We start from the raw sequence: 18,570 nt of genomic DNA on the forward strand, positions 1-18,570 counted from the left end.
CGCAGTTCCTCTTTTTCCCAAACTTATTGTAAAGGAAAATGAATGATGAAACCAACCTATTCTGTTGCTTCCAATCCTGCACAGCAAGGCAGCGGTTCGCTCCACGTCCGATTCGCCGGTGAGAGCCAGACCCGGCCGGAGCATGCATTGGGGCCGAAAATATACGATCATTACTTATTGCATATCATCGAGTCGGGACATGGCGTATTTCGAAGCGAAACCGACAGGTATCAGCTCGGCCCCGGCGACTGTTTCCTGATCCATCCCGGTCAGATTGTCAGTTATGTATCCGATGCGAGCCAGCCCTGGCGTTACCGGTGGGTCGCCTTTGATGGAGAGCAAGCCGGTGAAGGGGTATCCCGTTCGGTACTCACACCCGAAAAGCCTGTCCTCCATCTCATGGAGAACAACCCGATTCCCGGCTATGTCTGTCTCATTCAAAGCCATTTTCAATCCAGGGAAGAAAGCTCCCATATCGCTGCCATCGGTTATCTGCATTTAATCTGGGCTGAGATCATGAATCGGAGTGACCGGCCGTCCCGTTTAACGCTGGCAGAACCGCAGGTTCAGCGCACGGTGAAGCAGATGATCAATTACATGGCTTCTCAGTACGCCCATCCCGTCTCGATTGAACAAATGTGCGCAAGCCTGGGCTACAACCGCGCGTACCTGTCGCGCATCTTCAAGCAGGAAACGGGCATGACTCCGATTACGTATCTGCTTAAATTAAGAATCGATCAATCCAAGCGGCTGCTGCGCGAACGTCCCGATTTGTCCATTGAACAGGTGTCCGCATCCGTTGGACTCACCGATCCACTCTATTTCTCGCGTCAGTTCAAGCGTCTTGTCGGTCGATCCCCGACGCGGTACCGAAAGGATATCCTCTCATCATCCGCATTAACTTAACTTTAATGAAATCGTCAGCCCGATTTATCTAAATAAAAAGGAGCGCCTGTCAGGTCCGTAATCATCCTGAGGCGCTCCATTCATGTATGTTGGAATCTATGTTATGTTCAGCATGCAATCATTAGTGGCAAATGATCATCCCTCTGCAGAAGAGGTGTTCTCCGTTTTCAGAATCGCTTCAATGCGATCCAGCTCTTCCTTCGAGAACTCCAGGTTATTCAAGGCAGCTACATTGTCTTCGATCTGGCTCACCTTGCTTGCCCCGATCAGGGCAGATGTCACCCGGCCGCCGCGAAGGACCCAGGCGAGAGCAAATTGGGCGAGACTCTGGTTCCGCGCTTGAGCGATTTGGTTCAAAGCTCTGATCTTGCGCAGCACTTCTGGCGTGATATTGCTTTCGTTCAAGAATACGGATGCGCTTGCGGCGCGTGAATCGCCAGGCACGCCGTTCAAATATTTGTTGGTCAAGAGTCCTTGAGCAAGCGGTGTGAATGCGATGCTTCCGACCCCGTTCTCTTCCAGGACATCAAGTAGTCCATTCTCCACCCAACGGTCCAGCATGGAGTAGCTTGGTTGATGAATGAGCAGCGGAGTTCCCAGGCTTTTCAGAATCGATATCGCTTCCCGCGTCTTCTCCGGCGAATAATTGGAGACTCCAACATAAAGCGCCTTGCCAGAACGAACAAGATGATCCAGTGCTACCATGGTTTCCTCAAGCGGCGTTTCCGGATCCATCCGATGATGATAGAAAATATCGACATAGTCCAGGCCCATTCGTTTCAAGCTCTGATCGAGACTTGCTACCAGATATTTACGCGATCCGAAGTCACCATAAGGTCCAGGCCACATATAATATCCCGCTTTGGACGAAATGACGATTTCATCACGGTAAGCCTTAAGATCTCTTGAGAGAACTTTACCGAACGTCTCTTCGGCAGAGCCTGCAGGCGGTCCGTAATTGTTCGCCAGATCGAAGTGGGTTATGCCCAGATCGAAGGAGCGCGTAATCATATTACGCCCGTTTTCATACGTGTCGACACCACCGAAATTATGCCATAATCCAAGGGAGATCGCCGGAAGTTTCAATCCGGATCGCCCCACGCGGTTATACTTCATTCCTTCATAGCGGTCTTCGCTAGCCACATAGGTCACTTGCAATCCCTGCCTCTCTAAGTGATAGATCCATTGCTAAATTCCATCTTATCGTGTTTGGTCGTCCTTTGACAAGAAAACGATTACAGTTATAGGTGCAGCAGCACGCCGCCGCTGTCACTGTTACGTGCTGATCAGCTTATCCACCTGCGTCATGACCTGACCGATCCGATCTGCAATCAAGAGGCCTGCCCGATGATCGTAAGGGGTTGGATCTGCATTCAGCAAAGCTACCTTGCTCCCATGAAAATAGGATATCAAACTCGCAGCGGGGTGTACCGTCAGGGAAGTCCCGCCAATAATCAATAAATCGGCCGTCGATATTTCCTGGATCGAGCGCATGATGGTGTTTTGGTCCAATTCCTCTTCATACAGCACGACATCCGGCCGCACCAGCCCTCCACAATCCTTGCAGCGCGGGACGGTTTCCTTGATGTCCAGAATATCCTGCAGGCTGTAGAACCGGGAGCAATCCATGCAATAATTGCGGTGCACAGAGCCATGAAGCTCCAACACTTCAGAGCATCCAGCAGTCTGATGCAAACCGTCGATATTTTGCGTGACCACCGCCTTCAGCTTACCGTCATGTTCCAGTCTCGACAATAGCCGGTGACAGCCGTTCGGCTGCGCATGCGGGTGAAGCATCTTGCTCCGGTAAAAGTCGTAAAACACTTCCGGATGCTTCATGAAAAAAGTGTGGCTGAGCATGACCTCCGGCGGATACGGAGATTGGTGCTCGCTCTGGTATAGTCCGGCAGCCGAACGGAAGTCAGGAATCCCGCTCTCCGTGGAGGTACCGGCTCCCCCGAAAAAAACAATGTAGTCGCTAGCTTCGATCCATGTTGCCAACTGCTCGATCTTTTCCCTGTTCTCCACTCTTTCACACCTCCGTACAGCCCTTAAAATAACACGTCTACCTGTGCACGTCTAATTCATTATAATCGGATATGATAACATCGGCATCTGTCAGATGTACAGGTTCCCCCTCATCTGTCGATAAACCCACAGCCAGAGCGGCGCCTGCCTGCTTCGCCATTTGCATATCCGCGTTGCTGTCACCGATCACCACCGCTTCCTCGGGCATAATCCCAAGCAGGCGGCATGCGGTCTCCGTCATTTCAGGGTGCGGCTTGCCGTTTCGAACCTGATCTCTTCCCAAAATGGCCGTAAAGGAAGAGTGAAGCCCCATCCACTCCAACTGTTCCTTGGCACTTGAGGTTTCATCCGAAGTAACCACGGCCATCTTCACGGAAGCCAAGCTGCACTTCTTTAGAAAATTTTCCAGCCCCGGCATCGGGAATGCCGGCTTCTGCTGACGAATTTCATACATGGCGTTTTTCGTAATTTGATGGACCTGCATAATCGCTTCGTTCCATGGCATTCCTGCAGCGTACAGCTGCCAAGCCAATAGCCCGTTTGTCTCCTCCACGGTGCCCATGGCGAGCGGACCCTGAAGATCGTAACCCGACACGCGCCCGCTTGCATCATGCTTTGTGCCTAACACCTGCTCTTTCGGCAGCGTGAAGCCGGCTCCCATTAATTCCAGCCGTTCCTCCATGAACTTGAGCACATAATCGGTCCACCCTCCCCACAGCGCCATGAAATGGAGCAGCGTTCCGTCTTTATCAAACAAAATCCCTTTGCAGGGAACGGTTCGTCCCTTCACTTGAACAAACGGCAATGTTAAAAAACCTCCCTATCCTAATCTTGATCATACTCTTATTAAACCATGAAATAAACTCTGATTTAAGCGTAAATAACGCTAGGACTCAGAATTCGATCCGAAATGAAAATTTTCCAATCTTTAGTCGAATGTTTTGATTCATGACAAATGAGCCGTGGTAAGTAACATATACGCATAGCAAATACGACGGTAAAGGAGTGATTTGTGATGGCAAACAGCACCAATCGAAAGATGACCCGCGAAGAAGCTGGACGTCTTGGCGGCGAAGCGACCGCGAAAAAGCATAGCCGCGAATTCTACCAGGAAATCGGCAAAAAAGGCGGCAAAGCGACGTCCAAGAACCATAGCCGCGAGTTTTACCAGGAAATCGGTCAAAAGGGCGGCGAAGCCACCTCGCGGAATCATAATCGTGAATTCTATCAGGAAATTGGCCGCAAAGGCGGCAAGAAATAGCATCATCACTCAAATAGGAGCCTGTTCCCACCTAGAGGAACAGGCTCTTTGCATGCCATCACAACAGGCCTCTTTCCATCGCTTCCTAATTAATATCATGTAGAAAAACCTACCTTTTTGTGATAGACTCATTTAAAACCTATTCGCTGTTTACAGGTACCCGGCTGCTTTGCCGGAAGACCGCGCTAAAGCGTAACAATTTTATAATAGATCTGGGGGGAAATCGACATCATGACAACTAAAAAAATGCGTTCAGACATGATCAAAAAAGGCTTTGACCGCGCGCCGCACCGCAGCCTTCTGCGTGCAGCAGGCGTTAAGGAAGAAGATTTCGGCAAACCGTTCATCGCCGTATGTAACTCTTACATCGACATCGTTCCGGGTCATGTGCATCTTCAGGAATTCGGTAAAATCGTGAAGGAAGCGATCCGTGAAGCCGGCGGCGTTCCGTTCGAATTCAATACGATCGGCGTGGATGACGGAATTGCCATGGGACATATCGGCATGCGCTACTCGCTGCCAAGCCGCGAGATCATAGCCGACTCCCTGGAAACCGTCGTATCCGCTCACTGGTTCGACGGTATGGTCTGCATCCCGAACTGTGACAAAATCACGCCAGGCATGCTGATGGGTGCCTTGCGCGTCAACATCCCAACGGTGTTTGTCAGCGGCGGACCGATGAAAGCCGGCGTGGACAGCAAAGGCCGTAAATTGTCACTGACCTCCGTATTTGAAGGCGTCGGCGCTCACCAGGTTGGCAAAATCAATGATGATGAGCTCCTGGAATTGGAACAATTCGGTTGTCCAACCTGCGGATCCTGTTCCGGCATGTTCACCGCCAATTCCATGAACTGTCTCGCCGAAGCGCTGGGTCTGGCTCTGCCGGGCAACGGCACCATTCTTGCCATTGCCGAAGAGCGTAAAGAATTTGTTAAACAATCAGCCAAACAATTGATGGAGCTCGTAAAAATGGACCTCAAGCCGCGTGATATCGTAACCGTAGAAGCCATCGACAACGCGTTTGCGCTCGATATGGCCATGGGCGGCTCCACCAACACGGTGCTTCATACATTGGCTCTCGCTCAAGAAGCCGGTCTCGATTACCCGCTGGAGCGAATCAACGAAGTTGCTGACCGCGTTCCTCACATCTCCAAGCTGGCTCCAGCTTCGGATTACTTTATCGAGGATGTGCATATGGCAGGCGGAGTAAGCGCGGTTCTGCACGAGCTTCTTAAGAAGCCTGGCGCATTGCACGGGGATCGCATCACCGTAACAGGCAAGACGCTAGCCGAGAACGTAGAGGGCTGCGAAATTCAGGATCAGAACGTTATCCATCCGATCGATTCCCCATATTCCGAGCGCGGTGGTCTCGCCGTACTGTATGGTAATCTGGCTCCTGAAGGTTCGATCATCAAAGTCGGTGCCGTTGATCCATCGGTTGGAGGATACCATAAAGGACCTGCCATCTGCTTTAACTCGCAAGATGAAGCGCTTAGCGGCATTGCCAACGGCAAGGTTAAAGAAGGCCATGTGGTTGTCATTCGTTATGAAGGGCCGAAGGGCGGACCTGGTATGCCAGAAATGCTGGCGCCGACTTCACAGATCGCAGGTATGGGGCTTGGGGCCAAAGTCGGTCTGATCACAGACGGACGCTTCTCCGGCGCATCCCGCGGTATCAGTATCGGACATATCTCGCCGGAAGCGGCAGAAGGCGGACCTATCGCTTTCGTTGAAGACGGAGATATCATCGAGCTTGACCTGAATAACCGGACGATTCAATTGCTGGGCGTTTCCGATGAGGAAATGGCTGTACGCCGCAGCAAATGGGTTGACTTCGAACCGAAAGTGAAGACTGGTTATCTCGCTCGTTACTCGAAGCTTGTTACGAACGCCAGCTCAGGCGGCGTATTGAAAATCTAATTCAAACAAAGCAAAGGGGTTATCCCTCGCAGGCATTTGTAAGCCTGCAGGGATAACCCCTTTTTTATATCCGAATTCTATCTAAGAGATGATCCATACATAATGACAGTAAACAATCGGTTCAATGAATTACATACCCTGCGATGCACTAGCAACGGCCAGGTCACCCGCATGTTCTTGTTGTATTTCCTGCTGCTCCTCGGATGGAGGCTGGGCCTGACTCTTCTTCTCAGCATAACGGCCGATCAAAACATCCACCGGCATCATGAGGATTTTCGGCTCCATGATCTGGCTGCCCTCTTTAAGACGGGCCTGCCCTTTCGGATGAATGACGCTAAGCAGCAGTTTCAGATACAGTCTGGACGAACTTGCAAACAGTCCCCGCGGTAAATCCAGGACATGAAATCCGAATTGCTCCGGTCCCCGTGAAATCATAGTAACAGCATATAAACCCTTGATATCCTTGTACTCGGGCCTTTCCAGCGCCATATTAGCCAGAGAAGGCAGGTCTTTCTGCACGGCACGTATCATTTTGATGGCGAGCTGTACTTCCGAACGGGAGCGGCTGCCGATCTCAAACAATTTTTTGTTATCAAAATGAAGTTCCAGCACCTGGTCTCCCTTTTCAAGCCGGCTGCCATCTTCCATCACGACCGTTTTACCGGTAAAAGGACGCTTCCGGAAATGCAGCATCGGATCTGCCGGAGTAACCGTTTCAAGCGAAAACACCGCATGAAATCCTTTTTCCCAGAGAAGCCACAACGAGACGATCATACGCTTGAAAGGAGACAGCTTCTTCGCTTTCACTTTGCTTTCCTTCGTTATCATGTCGTCGATTCGGACGCTGCTCATTCCCTTCTGCTCTGCGACTTTCAGAACACGTTCCAATGCGATCAGCATTTGCTCCGGTGCATCGGGGTTCGCCCCCACCGTCGTGCCGCAGTCATGAAGGAGCATAACCTCGCCACCGTTAAGCTTGGCAAGCATTCGCTGAGTCAGCTTGTCAGCGCCAATCTTGCTCCGCCAATCATTAAACATCGACGACCATAGAATAATGCGGCAGCCGGTATTCTTGGCAAAATCGAATAAATTCACGATTCCCCACGGCGGTCTGTAATAATTCGAGCGCTCACCGGTGATGGAATAAATAATATCATCCGTGCGCTTGACCTGTTTACGGACGGTGACCGGCCGCATGAACCAATTGCTCTTGTGAACATAGTTGTGAATCCCGATCAGATGACCTTCACTATGAATGCGTTTTACAACTTCTGGATGCTTCTCGGCATGAGAACCCACCAGGAAAAACGTCGCCTTCATATTATACTGCTTCAAGAGATCCAGCAGTCTTGGTGTATAGACGGGATCAGGACCATCATCAAAGGTCAAGGCAAAGTCGTTCGAACCTGTTCCCCTGCGAAATACTCGGAAACCAAATATCCGGGTCAAGATGCCGGGAATGAACGCATAAAAAGATGAAAGGTAAAACAACCATAGCAGTAATGTTTGCATGCTAACTCCCCGCTTTTTATTTCTTTTTCTAATGAACCCACTATTATTATTTTAGCATAGCACTTAAAGAAATAGGCTTTTTTTTCACAAATCGTGTACAATGATATCAATTAATATAGTATAAAGGAGCCGATATCCCACTATGCTTCCCTTGTATAAAAAATATTGGAGAACCGCCTTCGATATAGGTTTAATCGTGCTTACGGTTTACCTGATCATGTTCATATTCAGCAAGCTGTACCAAATTGCGGCTCCGGTGTTTTTATCTTTCCTCGTTTTCCTGATTATCGAGCCTTTCTCCAAATTCCTGCACCGCAGGGGGCTGCCAAAACCGTTTGCAGCCGCAATATCCGTTCTGCTCTTCCTGCTGGTCATCCTGGGCATCCTGTTCGGAGCCGGGGCGCTCATCGTATCGCAGTTCATGAACCTGCAGGATAATTTGCCGGGTTACACCAAAACGCTCCAGAGACATTTTTCAGAGAGCCTGACGTTCCTCCAAACCAAGCTCGACGCGCTGCCACCCGATCTGACAGACCGTCTGAACGGTTATTTCCAGGACATCACCACTTTTGCCCAGGGCGCTGCCGAATCGTTCTTCCATTATGTCATTGGGTTTATGGGGTCGTTCTCCTCGTTTATCGCCAATTTCGGTGTTGCGATTATCCTTGCTTTCTTCCTAAGCATTGAAATCGGCAGCTGGCGGAGAATTGCCAAAGACAAGACGCCGAAGACCCTCAAGACGGCTTTTCTTTTCCTCAAAGAAAATGTGTTCAAGGCGATTGGCTCGTATTTAAAAGCTCAGATGAAGCTGGTCAGCATTACCTTTGTCATTGTTTACATAGGACTTCTGATATTAGGTACGGGAAATTCCCTGTCCGTTGCGCTCATCTGTGCTGTGTTCGATGTACTGCCGCTGCTCGGCGTTCCCGTTATTCTTATTCCGTGGATTACCTACTTGTTCATCGTCGGCAACACTGGGCTTGCCGTTGGCTTGATCGTTCTGCTTGCCGTGGTTGTCATTTCCAGACAGCTGCTTGAGCCAAAAATTACAGGAAACTCAATCGGCGTATCCTCTGCATTTCTGATGCTGTCCTTTATGATGATCTCGCTGTCCATTTTTGGAGTTGCCGGTTTGATTCTGGCTCCTATCCTGCTGATTCTCATCAAGGAACTGCTTACCCAGGGATATCTGAAGCAGTGGATCCGGCTGCCGAGCGAAGAATTCGAGGTTTCTCCTTGGGACATGTCCCGCTCTTACGCAGAGCCGGAGGCCGATTCAACCGAAGCCAAGAAATCGGAAACCTGACCGAATATGTCCGTTGCCTGATTGTTGCTGTTGGGGCTCCGGTTCTCAACCAATACAGCCACGGCATAACGTGGCTTCTCCACTGGGCCGTACCCGACAAACCACTGGTTGTTGCGGGCACGGCCTTTTATTGTAACCTGTGCCGTTCCGGTTTTACCGGCAAGAGTCCATTTGCGATTTTTTAATGAGCTGCCTGTTCCCTCTTCGACGACATCCTCCATCCACTCGAGGAGGATGGAAGAGGTTTCCCGGGAAATACCCCTTCCAGATATCTGCTCCTTTAATGGATCCGTAGCCTGGAGCAGCTGACCGTTAGCATACCGGATCTGCTGCAAAATACGGGGCTTGGTCTTCACCCCGCCATGAAGAAGCGTGACCATCGCATTGGCTGCTTGCAGCGGGGATACGGCAGCGTCCCTTTGGCCTATGCCTGTCTGGACCCTAACACCTGCATCAGAGGTGTCCACAGAGCTGGAAAAAACCGTGCCCTTCTCTTCATGATCCAATGGCGCAAAGGAACGAAGCCCTAGAAACTGCCGGGATTTCCAGCCTACCGTTTGCCCGAAGCCCAGCGCGGAGGCCGCCTCCGCCATTTGCTGAGCTGACAGTCTCTCCGCTAGAGTAGCGAATACGACGTTGCATGACTCCGCGAAGCCTTCACGAATATCAATCGTTCCATGCCCTCCCTTTTTCCAGCAGGACATTCCGAACTTACCGTATTCGCCATCACAATGGAAGTGTTCGCTTTCAGAGCTTAAACCATTCTCCAGTATGGCTGCGGCCGTGACTAGCTTGAAGATGGAACCTGGCGTGGCTGCTTTCAATCCGCGATTCTCCCACTGGCCATCCTTCGGTTGAATCTGCTCCGGATTGTAGAATGGCCTGGAAACCATAGCCACGATATCCGCGTTTCGAGCATCCAGCACAACAACCGCTCCTTCTTTCATGCCCGCTTTCTCCGTAATTGCCTCAATCCCTTGTTGAATATCAAGATCAATCGTGGTGGATACCCTTAACGGATAGTACCGATTATTAGGCGCCTTCACCATCGGCTTAATATCCTGAATGACCTCATTGGTGCTGTTAACCGGAAAATAGACGATGGTCGGCCCTTCGCCACGTATCAACGAATCCATCGTTTTCTCCAATCCACTGGTTCCGATAACCTCCGGATCATCGTCAAAGAACAGGCTTTCCTTACGCTGACCTGACACAAAACCAAGCCACTGCATGCCCGATTGGCGATTACCGTACCGCTGCTCATAAGGAAGGACCTTAAGTTTGGGAAGATCAAGCTCTTGAATCTGCACAATCTGATCTTTGGTTAAGGATCGAGGAATGAGCGAATTATCTCCATGCCACAATTGAGGCTCCTTTAGCTTGCCCCAGGTCTGTATCAAATGATCCTTATTTGTTCCCAGTATACGGGCCAGCTTCACTAACTGATTATGGGAGCTCTTCAGTTCCTTCTCGCCTGCAGGAAACAACACAGCTGCCCAGATGAGCTTGCCCGTAAGCGGTTTTCCATTCCGATCCGTAAAATGACCGCGGCCAGAATCCAGCACAACGCCCCGCTCTCTCTGTATCAGCGATGCCTCTACCATTGTATGTCGGCTGCCGGGAACCCTTTGATGCTTCATCACGAGCTGTACCCATGCAAGACGCAGCGTCACAACGGCGATCAATAGCGTCAGTATCAGCCATCCGTATGCAATTCGATTATTTCGGATTAGCCTCATGTCTTGCTCCTCCAATACGGTCTATGTCTCATCATTATTTCCATATGCAGCTTGACTCAATCATGTTCACTTCTCTACCAAAAATGAGCTCTCCTGAAAAGACACCCACGATTAAAACGTTGACACTTAATCCGACTTCTTTGGCTGTTTCCAGGGCGGGTCACCATGTTTATGCAAGTACTGATTTATTTTGAATAAAGTGAACGGAACGAGGATAAGCAGGAGCGTGCATATCACTACAAGCGGATTTAACAAAAGGGCATAGCGAAGGTCCATCATATCTTCCTCTTTTCCTATTCGGTACCGGTAATGGTTCCTATGGTTCTGACTTTTGCGTCAACGTTCACTTGAATCTTACATTGCTTGTAACGCATCCATGTGGCATACTCCTGCTCTTGGCATTTTTTCCAAAATCCCATCCGGGGACCCCAAAACAATACCCCACAAAGTGGAGCCTATGCTTCGTTGCCTATTCCAAATACTTTGCGGGGACCCCAAAACCTAATGCGAATACAGAATAAAGCTTTCGCTTCGCTGAAAACTTATAAATGCTATAACCTGAAAAAAGGCTGCCCCATCAGCTTAAAACTGATGGAACAGCCTTTTGAGTTATACATTCAATCTTACAGTCTAAAACGTGACAAAGTCTCTTTCAGCTCATTCGATACATTCTCCAGCTGCGATGACAGATTTACCAGCTGACTGCTGACGCTTTGCTGCTCTGTGGAGAGAGAAGCCACCTCTTCCGAAGTTGCAGAGGATTCTTCGGCTACCGCACTCACATTACTCATCGCTTCCGAAAGTACATTCTGAGATTCATTCAGTTCATCAATCGAATGCGTCACCGAATCCAAGGACTCGATAAAGTCGACCATCTGCTGCTGAACGGATACAAAAATATCGTTCGTTTCCTTAACAGCAACCATCTGACCTTTGAAGAGTGGGTTCGCATCCAGCAATACCTGCACGGTTTCATTCATCTCAGTCATGATGCGGTCTGTAATCTGGCTAACCATATCAATGGATTGTCTGGATTGGTCTGCCAACTGGCGGATTTCATCGGCCACGACCATAAAGCCTTTACCAGCCGCCCCGGCACGGGCTGCTTCGATTGTTGCATTCAATGACAGGATGTTCGTTTGCTTCGTAATGTTCTGAAGGACGTCAAGCACTTTGACAACCGATGAGGTCGTCTCCTTCAAGCCATCGACCTTGTGCATCATCGAGCGGGTCATATCCTCGGTCTGATGGGTCTTATCCAGCAAATCACTCAAATGCTTCGTTCCAAGCTCGCTTGCGCTTTCCACGTGACGGGCCGATTTGCCCATCTCTTCGTTGGCTGAAACGACAATTTGCATCTGCTTGGAGATGTTGTTGGTCAGATCGCTGCCGCGTTCGGCTTCAACCGCCAGACTGCTGGCACCGTTGGCAATTTCCTCGGTAGCTACGGCAATTTCTTTGGCGGAAATAGCCGTCTTCTTCGAGGCATCACTTAACTCGGTAGCCGTTCTAAGCACTTCCTGAGCGGTATTGCTCGTTTGCTGAACGAGTCCGGTGATCTGCTCCATCATATCGTTAAAGCTTGCGGAGAGCTGACCGATTTCATCTTGGCTCTTATGGTCTGTACGAACATTCAAATTGCCTTTGGCGCCTTCCTTCATCAGCAGGTTAAGCTTGCCTAATGGACGGGCAATCATTCTTACCATCCAAATCCCGATCAGAATGGCAAAAATAACGTCGATGGCAGCCACGATAAGCGTGATGACCAGGATGCTTGACGCATCCTTCGTGAGCTCGCTGGTTTGGACAGAACCTACGAGTTTCCAATCGTTAGCGCTGAGCGTATTGTACACCGCCAGAACCTGACTTCCGTTCTCATCCTTAGTTCTTACATTATCCGTTCTGGAGTCCTCCGGAAACTCCTTCGCAAACGTCCAGGCGGTTTCCGAACCCACAATGGAGGACTCGCTGGAGGAGACAACGATGCCTTCCGGACTGATCAATTGCAGTTGGCCGTTCTCGCCCAGGTTGATCCCCTTCAGATGCGTATCCAGTACCGAGGCGTTGAGTTCAAACATGACCACATACGTTGAATTCAGATCATTCATAGACCCCAAAGAACGGGCGATCGTGAAATATGGAGCTCCGCTGTTCTGCATCGTTGGCAGCCATATTATCTTCTTGTCGCCTTCCTTCAGTTCAGTATACCAGCTTTGCTCAAGGACAGTTTTAGAGGATTCTGAGGTTTGTCCTGCCGATATGATCTTCTCTCCCTTGGAAGGGATCAAATAAATGGCTCTGATCGACGAATCCGATGTAATCTGATTGGATAGTTTATCGCGAATGCTGCGCTCCACCGTAAATGAATCGTAATCGCTTAACTTTTTATCCGTGTATTCAGACAATAACTTCTGCAATTCAATGTCATAAAAGATGGATCTACCGGCATTCTCATACTTCTCCAGAATGATGTCGATTTTCTCAGAAGTTTGAATGATCGTCTGCTGATTGCCGTTCGCAGCATTCTTCTCAATCGTGCTCTTCGCCTTATCGTACGACAGATACCCCAAGACGATAACAAAAAATACAATAGCTGACAAAAAGATCAGGAACAACCGAATTCCGACCGATTTCGCCGGGTTCATTGGCATCCGGCTTATAGCCGTTCCCACGTTTGAAAAGAACGACTTGGCAGTATGTATCCCTGTTGATGCCGAAGGTTTTTCCTTTTTCTCTTTAATTCCTCCGGGCTTCTTGCCCTTTTTCGGCTTCTTATCATGCTGCTCAACTTCTGACATTAGCTGTTCACCTACCACAATCATATTATTAATACGTCGGTCCAATCCCTTGAAACGTATTCGTTACTCTTTATTTCGACAATTGGAGGTGTTTTCCTTTGGCTTTTCGCAAAAAAATAATTCTTAATCCCTAATTTTTTTGCAAATAAAAAGAATCCAAGGTCCATCCACAGACCCGGATTCTCAATTGTGTAGTTCAAAGTGACTATATTTTTTATTTTCCTTTGCGTTTTCTCATCATATCAAAATGACGCACCGGCTGGTCCACCTTCATGCGAATAAGCTGCAAAGGATGGCGAGCTGCATCAAGTTCATTGCCATTCTCATCCCTAATAGGACCAACTGCCTGCTTAAAGAAAGTTCCTTCCGGACCAAAAAACTCGATTTCATCCCCAGGCTTAAAGTGGTTCCGCTGCTGAATGACAGCCGTTCCCGATTTCTCATCATACTCCATCACCAAGCCGGCGAAGTCATAAGGAACCGCCTTCTCTTCGGGTTCATAGATATGATCCTCATGATCCGGTGTATCATAGAAAAAACCGGTATTCAGAGGTCGATTGGCCGCTTTATTAATTTCCTCGATCCATTCCGGCTTCAATACATAATGCTCAGGGTCAGCCATATAGGAATCAATTGCCTGTCTATATACATTGACCACAGTCGCTACGTAATGGATCGATTTCATCCGTCCTTCAATCTTGAAGCTGTCGATTCCCACCTCAATCAGATCGGGAATATGCTCAAGCATGCAGAGATCCTTCGACCCCATCGTAAACTGGTTGTCTTCCGGCTGGAACAGCGGAATCTGCGTAACACCCGGTTTGAACGGGGACGGAACAGGGGCCGGCTGTTCTATCAGCTGCTGCTCTTCCGATACCCACTGGCCTTGCTCTTCTCTTCCATCCACAAACAAATCGTATTTCCAACGGCAGGATTGGCAGCATCCGCCCCGATTGGAATCACGATCCGTAAAATGATTGGACAACACGCAGCGACCGGAGAACGAAGAGCACATCGCGCCATGGATAAAGGCCTCGATCTCAATGTCGACATGCTCTTTAATCGCTGCGATCTCCTCCAGGCTCGCCTCGCGTCCCAGTACAACCCGCGGCAATCCTTCGTCCTTCCAGAACTTGACGGCCTGCCAATTCAATGTGGATTGCTGTGTGCTCAGATGAACTTCGAGCTTGGGTGCAGCACGTTTGGCCACCTCAATAATAGCTGGATCTGCAGCGATGATTGCGGCAATGCCGGCTTCCTCCAAACTTCTCAAGTAGGATTCAATTCCCTCAATGTCCTCATTATGCGCATATATGTTGGTTGCTACAAATACTTTAGCGCCGTATTTCTTGGCGAACTCCACGCCTTCTTTCATTTCTTCAAAACTGAAGTTGTCCGCATTTGAACGAAGGCCGTATTTCTGACCCCCAATATATACAGCATCGGCGCCATAATGCACCGCAAATTTCAATTTTTCCAAATTACCAGCCGGGGCGAGCAATTCCGGCTTGTCCAGGCGATAGCGTTTGCCCTTATACGTTGGCTGTGCCATTGCTTCCATGCTGTCCACTCCTTAATAAACTTGTTCCTTATAGAAAAATCCAAACGACAATTCACGTTCCGGATCCTGAATAGCCCGGATTCCGTCCATCCACTCTTCCTGAAATGCATAAGTTGAAGCATCTGCAGCATATAGATCCATCGCTTGGCGATAGGTTCGAATCACCAGCTCATTGTAATGCCGCGGCTTCAGCAGCGTCTCTACCTTAAAGCTGTCAATGCCTGCTGCCATTAAGAGATGAAGATCCTCCAGAATGCAAATATCCTCCGAACTCATAATATGGGTTCCGTTGAAATCCTCATAGATCGGATACTTCTCTTCTTGACGCTCAGCTTCAATGAGAAACAAACCACGCTCCTTGCCAAGGCTGCCTTCATTCACGGGTCTGCCCTGCTGCTGCATATAGCTGTTCACCAAGCGTCGTTTGGAATGATAGATGTTCGTCATGCCATGAACCTGAACCTGTGCTTCCAGCTGAAGCTGCGGCTTCATGTCGGTTACCTCATCCATATTTAATTCACGCGCAAGAATAACCCGAGATGCGCCTTTGCTTCCCCAATAATTGGCCGTCGAGTAGTTGGTGGCGGTCATTTCTGCATTCCAATGAAGTTTTACCTGTGGAGCCAAGTCTTTTACGGTAGTGAGTACCGATGGATCGTTAAATTCCACCGCGTCTACTCCGATCTCTCCGAGCGCCTTAACATAGGCAGGAAGCTCAGGCAGCAAATCATTCGTCATCAGATTGTTCAAGCTGACGTACACTTTACTTCCTCGCTCATGAGCAAGCTGTACGACTTGATTTATTTCGTCCAATGTCAGACTGCCGGGCAATCTCATGCCGAATCGATCTTCGCCGACGAGCAGTGCATCGGCTCCCGCTTCCAGATAAGCAGCGGCATCAGCTACGGACCCGGCTGCCGCCAATAATTCAGATTTGATACTCATTTAAAAATTCCTCCCTACTTAGAGGGTGTTCAACAAGACTCTTCTGAGTACGAAGCTGGATCTGTTCGTTGTCAGCAGCGTATCAGGGGAATTGCTAAACACGTAATATTATTATTGTTGTGCCATCTTCTTGCTGGTCTCGATATTCTTCAAATGCTCTTTATACGTTTTGGCAAACAAATGCTCTTGTGTACCGTCTTTCTTAGTCACATAGAACAAATATTCGGATTTCTCCGGATTCAGGGCAGCCTGAATGGATTCCAGGCTCGGGCTTGAGATGGGCCCAGGCGGCAAACCCTTTTGACGATAAGTGTTATACGGGCTCTCAACCTCCAGATCGGCATAAAGCAATCGTTCCTTCGGTTTATCTAACAGATATTGAACGGTTGCATCGATTTCCAGCCTCATATCCTCTTCCAATCGATTATAAATAACGCCGGCAACCAGGGCACGCTCCTGATCTGCGACCACTTCCCGCTCAACCAGTGAAGCGATGGTCATGAGTTCATGGAATGTCACGCCGCGAGCCTTTAACTGATTCTCCCGACCCGGAATTTCGGCCAAACGTTTCTCCGTTTCTTTCAGCATGGTTTCTACAATGCCTTTTGCGGTGATATCCTTCTTCGGTAACTCATAGGTCGCAGGGAACAAGTATCCCTCGAGGTGATGCCTGAGGTCTGCTTCTTGGGGAATTTCTCCCGCAATCGGAACATCCCAGCCGGTAGTCTGATCTACAACCTTCAGAAATTCCTGCTTATCGATTCCGCTCTCGTGAGCGATGGTCTCCGCCATCTGAAGGATTGTATACCCCTCAGGGATCGTAAAACGAACCATCTCCTCGGGCTTCACTTCGCCTTTATTCATCTTCGATAACAGTTCCTTGAACGGAGTACCTGGGGTTGCCTCATAGGTTCCTGCCATCAGACGGCTTCCTTCCCCGCTAAGCTTTAAATAACCTTTAAGTATAAGGGCATTCTTGATCAATCCCTTTTCCTCAAGCAGATCGGCGATAGAGGACGTGCTCATGCCGGACTCCACGGTGAATTCGACAGGAGTTTCCGAGCTGCGAACGGGCTGTAAACCATTCCATACGTAGAATATGGCCCCGCCCGCAACTAGGATCAGGACCAATACTGCTATTGCCAGTTTCTTCAATCTACTCATCCCTTCACACCAAAAGGGGCGGACAGCTCCGCCCCTTCCTGAACTTTCATTTGAAAATTAAGCATGTGCTCCTGTAGGAGGGAACTTAATCCTCGTCGCCTTCGGGAAACGTCAGCTCATCATAGAGCTCCGACACATTCTCCCATTCCTCGTCGTCATCAATGGTTGCCAGCTGCAATCCGCCGTCCTCGCCCTTGACGATACGAAGCACCTCATACTCCTCATCGGTTCGATCCGGCTGAACCAGAATGGCATACCCTTGACCATCCACTTCAAATTCGGCGGCAATATCATAAACCTCGATATGGCCTTTTTCGTCCTCAAGCTCTACACTCTCACCGAATGCTTCCTTAAGTACTTGGGTCCATACGATATTCTCAACCGAAAAATCAGACATCATTCGTCTCTCCCGTCCAGCTCTTCCACGAGCGTATTGAAGGTTTCTTCAACAATGGCCCATTCTTCATCATCTTCAATCATAAACAATTTCAAGTCTTCTCCGTCTTCCTCATAACGGAAGGCGTAGACCTCGTCTGTCTCTTCGTCGGCAGACTCCCTTGGTACAACCATCATATATTTAGCATCCGAGCCATCCACTTCGAATTTCATGATGACTTCGAATTCTTCCTCGTTGCCTTCATCGTCGGGAATATAAATAATTTCCGGTTCTTCTTCCATACCAATATGCTCATTAGCCATTGTAATCACCCTCACCTTTACCTTTTAGAATCCAAGTAGTTTTGCAAAATCAAGCTTGCCGCCATTTTATCTACAACCTGTTTTCGCTTCTTTCGGCTGACATCGGCTTCAAGCAATGTCCTTTCAGCGGATACTGTTGATAGCCGTTCATCCCAAAGGTGAACGGGTAAGGATAGGGACTCTCGCAATGTACTTGCGAATTCCATGCAGATTTCGCTCCGCGGACCAATCGTGCCGTTCATATTTTTAGGCAAGCCGACCACAATTTCACCGACCTCGTTGTCTTTGACGAGTGCGGCAATTCTGTCCAGTTCGCCTTCATCACGGCGGCGCTCGATAACTTCAACCCCTTGGGCCGTCCATCCGAACACGTCGCTTATGGCAACACCGATTCTGCGGTCCCCGTAATCTAATCCCATGATCTTCTTCATCCCTGTGTACTCCTAACGGTGACTGGCTAAGTAGAACCGGACCAGTTCTTCAATCAATTCATCTCGCTCTTTTTTCCGGATCAAACTTCTGGCATTATTGTGCCGAGGTATATAAGCTGGATCCCCGGACAAAAGATACCCTACGATTTGGTTAATCGGATTGTACTCCTTCTCTACCAGCGAATCGTATACCGAAAGTAGAATGTCCTGGGCGGAAGCCTCCTTTTCATCACCTTTTACATTGAACTTGACTGTCTTATCCATGGAGTCCATGTGTGACACACCTCGCTTCTTCAAAGA

General features: G+C 49.1%; 16 protein-coding genes and 1 pseudogene. 4 read left to right on the plus strand and 13 right to left on the minus strand.

The window, feature by feature from the left end; genetic code table 11:
• Window positions 1-42 precede the first annotated feature (42 nt).
• Window positions 43-906, plus strand: coding sequence for an AraC family transcriptional regulator (locus ABEW73_RS14745; protein WP_430167209.1), 864 nt, complete (start codon window positions 43-45; stop codon window positions 904-906).
• Between the two features lie 135 nt (window positions 907-1,041).
• On the opposite strand, the gene mgrA is transcribed toward ABEW73_RS14745, so the two are convergent.
• The 3 genes from mgrA to ABEW73_RS14760 form a co-directional block, all read right to left on the minus strand.
• Complete coding sequence (gene mgrA, locus ABEW73_RS14750) at window positions 1,042-2,058, minus strand: L-glyceraldehyde 3-phosphate reductase (protein ID WP_430167302.1); 1,017 nt, start codon at window positions 2,056-2,058, stop codon at window positions 1,042-1,044.
• A gap of 123 nt (window positions 2,059-2,181) precedes the next feature.
• Window positions 2,182-2,934, minus strand: coding sequence for an NAD-dependent protein deacylase (locus ABEW73_RS14755; RefSeq protein WP_430167211.1), 753 nt, complete (start codon window positions 2,932-2,934; stop codon window positions 2,182-2,184).
• Window positions 2,935-2,971: 37 nt separating this feature from the next.
• Window positions 2,972-3,739 (minus strand): HAD family hydrolase, encoded by a 768-nt coding sequence (locus ABEW73_RS14760; RefSeq protein ID WP_430167213.1) that lies wholly within the window; start codon window positions 3,737-3,739, stop codon window positions 2,972-2,974.
• Between the two features lie 210 nt (window positions 3,740-3,949).
• Between ABEW73_RS14760 and ABEW73_RS14765 the strand changes: the two are divergent.
• Together ABEW73_RS14765 and ilvD are read left to right on the plus strand one after the other, a co-directional pair.
• Window positions 3,950-4,189: pseudogene (locus tag ABEW73_RS14765) on the plus strand (KGG domain-containing protein); the annotation flags it as partial.
• Window positions 4,190-4,426: 237 nt separating this feature from the next.
• Window positions 4,427-6,115, plus strand: coding sequence for a dihydroxy-acid dehydratase (gene ilvD / locus ABEW73_RS14770; RefSeq protein ID WP_430167214.1), 1,689 nt, complete (start codon window positions 4,427-4,429; stop codon window positions 6,113-6,115).
• Window positions 6,116-6,244: 129 nt separating this feature from the next.
• Here the strand turns inward: ilvD and ABEW73_RS14775 are convergent, their stop codons facing one another.
• Window positions 6,245-7,627: a polysaccharide deacetylase family protein gene (locus ABEW73_RS14775; RefSeq protein ID WP_430167216.1), complete on the minus strand. Its 1,383-nt coding sequence runs from the start codon at window positions 7,625-7,627 to the stop codon at window positions 6,245-6,247.
• 142 nt (window positions 7,628-7,769) lie between these two features.
• Here ABEW73_RS14775 and ABEW73_RS14780 point away from each other — a divergent pair, with 142 nt between their 5' ends.
• Window positions 7,770-8,933, plus strand: a complete 1,164-nt coding sequence (locus ABEW73_RS14780; protein WP_430167218.1) for an AI-2E family transporter — start codon at window positions 7,770-7,772, stop codon at window positions 8,931-8,933.
• On the opposite strand, the gene ABEW73_RS14785 is transcribed toward ABEW73_RS14780, so the two are convergent.
• From ABEW73_RS14785 to ABEW73_RS14825, 9 genes are all read right to left on the minus strand, one after another.
• Window positions 8,882-10,672 (minus strand): peptidoglycan D,D-transpeptidase FtsI family protein, encoded by a 1,791-nt coding sequence (locus tag ABEW73_RS14785; protein WP_430167219.1) that lies wholly within the window; start codon window positions 10,670-10,672, stop codon window positions 8,882-8,884. The two genes, ABEW73_RS14780 and ABEW73_RS14785, sit on opposite strands and share 52 nt — an antisense overlap.
• A gap of 623 nt (window positions 10,673-11,295) precedes the next feature.
• Complete coding sequence (locus ABEW73_RS14790; RefSeq protein ID WP_430167220.1) at window positions 11,296-13,470, minus strand: methyl-accepting chemotaxis protein; 2,175 nt, start codon at window positions 13,468-13,470, stop codon at window positions 11,296-11,298.
• A gap of 214 nt (window positions 13,471-13,684) precedes the next feature.
• On the minus strand, window positions 13,685-15,031 hold the full coding sequence (locus ABEW73_RS14795; protein ID WP_430167222.1) for a peptidase U32 family protein: 1,347 nt from the start codon (window positions 15,029-15,031) through the stop codon (window positions 13,685-13,687).
• 12 nt (window positions 15,032-15,043) lie between these two features.
• Window positions 15,044-15,976 carry a peptidase U32 family protein gene (locus tag ABEW73_RS14800; RefSeq protein WP_430167223.1) on the minus strand — a complete coding sequence of 311 codons (933 nt, stop codon included), beginning with the start codon at window positions 15,974-15,976 and terminating at the stop codon, window positions 15,044-15,046.
• A gap of 111 nt (window positions 15,977-16,087) precedes the next feature.
• Window positions 16,088-17,131 carry an endolytic transglycosylase MltG gene (gene mltG / locus ABEW73_RS14805; protein ID WP_430167304.1) on the minus strand — a complete coding sequence of 348 codons (1,044 nt, stop codon included), beginning with the start codon at window positions 17,129-17,131 and terminating at the stop codon, window positions 16,088-16,090.
• A 94-nt stretch (window positions 17,132-17,225) separates the two neighbouring features.
• The gene (locus ABEW73_RS14810) at window positions 17,226-17,537 is read right to left on the minus strand and encodes a DUF1292 domain-containing protein (RefSeq protein ID WP_179090578.1); all 312 of its coding nucleotides are present in this window, start codon (window positions 17,535-17,537) and stop codon (window positions 17,226-17,228) included.
• A complete protein-coding gene (locus tag ABEW73_RS14815) occupies window positions 17,537-17,839 on the minus strand; it encodes a DUF1292 domain-containing protein (protein ID WP_076320459.1) in 303 nt (100 codons plus the stop codon). The genes ABEW73_RS14810 and ABEW73_RS14815 overlap by 1 nt, the downstream gene beginning before the upstream one ends.
• A 17-nt stretch (window positions 17,840-17,856) precedes the next feature.
• Window positions 17,857-18,270 (minus strand): Holliday junction resolvase RuvX, encoded by a 414-nt coding sequence (gene ruvX, locus ABEW73_RS14820; RefSeq protein ID WP_430167225.1) that lies wholly within the window; start codon window positions 18,268-18,270, stop codon window positions 17,857-17,859.
• Window positions 18,271-18,282: 12 nt separating this feature from the next.
• Window positions 18,283-18,543: an IreB family regulatory phosphoprotein gene (locus tag ABEW73_RS14825; protein ID WP_006208869.1), complete on the minus strand. Its 261-nt coding sequence runs from the start codon at window positions 18,541-18,543 to the stop codon at window positions 18,283-18,285.
• Between the last annotated feature and the right edge of the window lie 27 nt (window positions 18,544-18,570).

Source organism: Paenibacillus lautus (assembly GCF_050482385.1).
Taxonomy (GTDB): domain Bacteria; phylum Bacillota; class Bacilli; order Paenibacillales; family Paenibacillaceae; genus Paenibacillus_AQ; species Paenibacillus_AQ lautus_B.

Bases quoted from the DNA above. Each gene is read 5' to 3' on its own strand.
- ABEW73_RS14825 (WP_006208869.1), bottom strand. From the start codon at position 18,543: ATGGACTCCATGGATAAGACAGTCAAGTTCAATGTAAAAGGTGATGAA.
- ruvX (WP_430167225.1), bottom strand. From the start codon at position 18,270: ATGAAGAAGATCATGGGATTAGATTACGGGGACCGCAGAATCGGTGTT.
- ABEW73_RS14795 (WP_430167222.1), bottom strand. From the start codon at position 15,031: ATGGAAGCAATGGCACAGCCAACGTATAAGGGCAAACGCTATCGCCTG.
- ABEW73_RS14745 (WP_430167209.1), top strand. From the start codon at position 43: ATGATGAAACCAACCTATTCTGTTGCTTCCAATCCTGCACAGCAAGGC.
- ABEW73_RS14780 (WP_430167218.1), top strand. From the start codon at position 7,770: ATGCTTCCCTTGTATAAAAAATATTGGAGAACCGCCTTCGATATAGGT.
- ilvD (WP_430167214.1), top strand. From the start codon at position 4,427: ATGACAACTAAAAAAATGCGTTCAGACATGATCAAAAAAGGCTTTGAC.
- ABEW73_RS14775 (WP_430167216.1), bottom strand. From the start codon at position 7,627: ATGCAAACATTACTGCTATGGTTGTTTTACCTTTCATCTTTTTATGCG.
- ABEW73_RS14785 (WP_430167219.1), bottom strand. From the start codon at position 10,672: ATGAGGCTAATCCGAAATAATCGAATTGCATACGGATGGCTGATACTG.
- ABEW73_RS14790 (WP_430167220.1), bottom strand. From the start codon at position 13,470: ATGTCAGAAGTTGAGCAGCATGATAAGAAGCCGAAAAAGGGCAAGAAG.
- ABEW73_RS14810 (WP_179090578.1), bottom strand. From the start codon at position 17,537: ATGTCTGATTTTTCGGTTGAGAATATCGTATGGACCCAAGTACTTAAG.
- ABEW73_RS14800 (WP_430167223.1), bottom strand. From the start codon at position 15,976: ATGAGTATCAAATCTGAATTATTGGCGGCAGCCGGGTCCGTAGCTGAT.
- ABEW73_RS14815 (WP_076320459.1), bottom strand. From the start codon at position 17,839: ATGGCTAATGAGCATATTGGTATGGAAGAAGAACCGGAAATTATTTAT.